The organism is Stenotrophomonas sp. PS02289 (assembly GCF_029960115.1).
Classification (GTDB): Bacteria; Pseudomonadota; Gammaproteobacteria; order Xanthomonadales; family Xanthomonadaceae; genus Stenotrophomonas.
Map to the genome: position 1 here is coordinate 1 of NZ_JASCOZ010000283.1, position 3036 is coordinate 3036.

Sequence of the window (3036 nt, forward strand, 5' to 3'; positions counted from 1 at the left end):
GGGTGGGCTGGAGGGGGCGTGAGCCGCATGGATGCGGCGACCGAGCTTACATGGACGTACTTGCAGCGTCCCCCGGAACGCCCACCCCGACCCGCCAACACCGGGAACCGATGCCCACCGGCTGTTCGCCAAAATCCAAAACACGCCCCAAGCAGCAACGAAATCCCAGTAAAAGTACGGGTGCCCGAACCAAGGAAGCAACCCACACTACGCACTCCATCCTGCAACAGGAGTGCCCCATGAAGACGCTTCTCCCCTGCCTGTGCGGCTTTGCCCTTCTGATATCAACCGCACACGCGCAGCAACTCGCCACCACCGCCGCCGAGCGCTTCGCCACGCTGGACCGCAACGCGGACGGCGAGGTCAGCAAGGACGAGTACGACGGCACTACCCTATTCCAGGCACTCGATGCCGATCACAACAACCGGGTTACCGTCGAGGAAGTGCAGGCCCTGCTCGGCCCCGACCGGGATGGTCAGCTCACCGCCGCCGATCGCATCCGCGTGGCGGACCTCAACGGCGACGGTGAGCTGAGCGATGAGGAGGTTCGTCGCGTCGTCGAAATGCGCTTCCAGTCACTCGACGTCAACCACGACGAAGTCCTCACCCTGTCCGAACTGCAGTCCGGCTTCTGGCGTCCCAACTGACGCTCACACCAGCGAGCCCATGTTGATATAGGGCAGATACAGCGCAAAGATAGTGCTCACCGCGCCCACCAGCGCGATCAACAGACCCAGCAGCCCCGCCACGCGGGGCCCCCAGCTGTCACGCCCGATGTACCAGCACAGCGCCACCGCCACCGGGCCCAGCCACGCCAGCAGGTACTTGTCGTGGTACACCCGTGACAGCCACGGCAGTTCCTTGCCGTAGGTGGTGTACATCTCGACAAAGTTGATGAACAGCATCTTCGCAAACACCGTCACCACCACCGCCATCGCGATGCTGCCAATCAATCCCAACCACGGCAGCACACCCGCACTGCGCCGCGTCGTCGTGCTGCGACGACGAGCGGACGAGGATGCAGAACGACCGGTCATGTCGGCAATGCCTGCTGACGGCTCAGCGAGGCCACACGCAGGTAGTGCAGGAACTTGCCGATGAACACACCGGTGAATCCACCCGACACCACCAGGTGCGCCATGCGGAACACCGTGTCGTCCGCCAGCGCAGGTGCCGTGGCCAACGCTGCTTCGAACGCATATTTGACGATGAAGGTCAGCAGCAGCAACGGCAGCAGCGAGTAGTCGGCCGTGCGGTGCAGGTGACCATCCACCGCGTCGTAGCTGATGCTCTGGCGACGCACCAGCAGCCAGCCGATGCCGGCACCGATTGCGATGCCCAGCAGCCACACACCCCAGGCCTCGATGCTGGCTCCGTAACGGTGATGCAGGCTCCACAGCCCCCACACGGTAAAGATCGCAGGCACCACGGCCAGACGGCCCAGCGAGGTTTTGGACGGTTTGAGCGCGTCGATGCCGCGCCAAAGCAGGAAGGCAAGAATCGCCCAGACCCAGATCGGGGTGTGGGACGCGAACTGTTGCACGGTAGGCATGCGGTCGTACTCCTTCGGTAAGAAAGAACGAGAACACAACGGGGGGCTGACGGCACGCCCCCGCGTACCGTCGGATACGTAATGCTGCGTCGAACGCATGGCGCGAGGGCCGTCATGTCGCCACGCCACCTCCCCGGCGGCGGGCCGAAGCTGGATCGTAGAACCGGCGGGCCGGTCTGCGCAAGCGTGCGCGCGGGTTACACCAGACCTTGCAACTGGGCGCTGACCCGATCAAACGGCTCGATGCTCTGGGTGGCGCGGCACATGGCCACCGCCCCTTCGACGCTGGCGATGATCAGGGTTGCCAACGTTGCGGCCTGCGCCGGTGCGTGGCCCGCCGCTTCCAACGCCGCACCCAACCGCGATTCCCAGCGTGCAAAAACCTCGGCGGCCGCATCGCGGACGTCGCCTGCCACCGCATCCACCGGTTCTTCCACCGAAGCCGCCAGCACCGGACAGCCTGCCTGGAAATTCGCACGCAGCAGACGCTCACGCCACATCGCCAGAAATTGCCGCAATCCATCCGCCGCACCGGCCTGCAGCGTTCGCTCCAGCAGCGCATCGACCTTGTCACCGGCCTGCCGCGTGGCCTTGGCCAGCAGTTCCTGCTTGCCACCTGGGAAATGGTGGTAGGTCGAACCCAGCGGCGCGTCGGCCAGCTTGCTCACCTCGCGGATGCTGGTGGCGTTGAGCCCCACCCGCGCCAACATGTCTTCGGCCGCGCTGACCACGCGCTGCGGCGCATCGCTATGACGGGGAGACATGCCGGGGCTCCTTGCTAAGACGGGTGTCATAGATTAGCGTACGCCAAACTATTACACCTGTCATAGAACGTATGAATCTGTGGTTCCGCCTGTTGCTGTTGATGATCCAGAGTCTGTTCCGGCCGAAGCTGGCGGCCCCGTTCGGGGTATCGCGCCTGCAGTTCCGGGTGCTGCCCAACGACCTGGACAGCAATCTGCACATGACCAACGGGCGCTACTGGAACATCTTCGACCTGGGCCGGCTGGACCTGATCCTGCGCATGGGCCTGGGCCGGGTCGCCCTGCGCGAGAAGTGGGCTCCGATTGTCGGGGCGGGCACCATCCAGTTCCGGCGTGAACTCAAACCCTTCCAGCGCTTCACCCTGGAAACGCGTTTGGCCGGCTGGGTCGGCACGCGGGTGATCATGGAACAGCGGGTGCTGCTGGGCGAAGAGAAGATCGCCACCCGTGCATTGCTGGTGACCGGCATCTACGACCGGCGCAACCGCCGGTTTGTGGGGATGCCGCAGATGATGGCGGCGATTGGCGCGGAGGATGTGCCCTCGCCGCCGTTGAGTCAGGCGGCCGAGGCGCTGTTGGCAGCGGACGCGGCGTTGAAGGTGGATGACGCGGCGTAACCTGCCCGGCCGCTTTTCGACGGAAGGATCGCAGCTCCGTAGAGCCGGGCTTGCCCGGCTGCTCTTCGCCGCAAGGATCACGCCAACGGCAGCCGGGCAAGCC

The 3036-nt window shown here is 65.0% G+C and carries 5 protein-coding genes; 2 read left to right on the forward strand and 3 right to left on the reverse strand.

Annotated features, from left to right (window positions below; translation table 11 throughout):
- The first annotated feature begins 239 nt into the window (after positions 1-239).
- Positions 240-647 (forward strand): EF-hand domain-containing protein, encoded by a 408-nt coding sequence (locus QMX83_RS20910; protein WP_282298544.1) that lies wholly within the window; start codon positions 240-242, stop codon positions 645-647.
- Between the two features lie 3 nt (positions 648-650).
- Here QMX83_RS20910 and QMX83_RS20915 read toward each other — a convergent pair whose 3' ends face one another.
- From QMX83_RS20915 to QMX83_RS20925, 3 genes are all read right to left on the reverse strand, one after another.
- On the reverse strand, positions 651-1037 hold the full coding sequence (locus tag QMX83_RS20915; RefSeq protein ID WP_282298545.1) for a hypothetical protein: 387 nt from the start codon (positions 1035-1037) through the stop codon (positions 651-653).
- Positions 1034-1552, reverse strand: a complete 519-nt coding sequence (locus QMX83_RS20920; RefSeq protein ID WP_282298546.1) for a DUF6622 family protein — start codon at positions 1550-1552, stop codon at positions 1034-1036. The genes QMX83_RS20915 and QMX83_RS20920 overlap by 4 nt, the downstream gene beginning before the upstream one ends.
- A 197-nt stretch (positions 1553-1749) precedes the next feature.
- Positions 1750-2316, reverse strand: a complete 567-nt coding sequence (locus tag QMX83_RS20925; RefSeq protein WP_282298547.1) for a helix-turn-helix domain-containing protein — start codon at positions 2314-2316, stop codon at positions 1750-1752.
- A 71-nt stretch (positions 2317-2387) separates the two neighbouring features.
- Between QMX83_RS20925 and QMX83_RS20930 the strand changes: the two genes are divergently transcribed.
- Complete coding sequence (locus QMX83_RS20930; RefSeq protein ID WP_282298548.1) at positions 2388-2933, forward strand: thioesterase family protein; 546 nt, start codon at positions 2388-2390, stop codon at positions 2931-2933.
- Positions 2934-3036: the final 103 nt, after the last annotated feature.

Bases quoted from the DNA above. Each gene is read 5' to 3' on its own strand.
- QMX83_RS20920 (WP_282298546.1), bottom strand. From the start codon at position 1,552: ATGCCTACCGTGCAACAGTTCGCGTCCCACACCCCGATCTGGGTCTGG.
- QMX83_RS20925 (WP_282298547.1), bottom strand. From the start codon at position 2,316: ATGTCTCCCCGTCATAGCGATGCGCCGCAGCGCGTGGTCAGCGCGGCC.
- QMX83_RS20910 (WP_282298544.1), top strand. From the start codon at position 240: ATGAAGACGCTTCTCCCCTGCCTGTGCGGCTTTGCCCTTCTGATATCA.
- QMX83_RS20915 (WP_282298545.1), bottom strand. From the start codon at position 1,037: ATGACCGGTCGTTCTGCATCCTCGTCCGCTCGTCGTCGCAGCACGACG.
- QMX83_RS20930 (WP_282298548.1), top strand. From the start codon at position 2,388: ATGAATCTGTGGTTCCGCCTGTTGCTGTTGATGATCCAGAGTCTGTTC.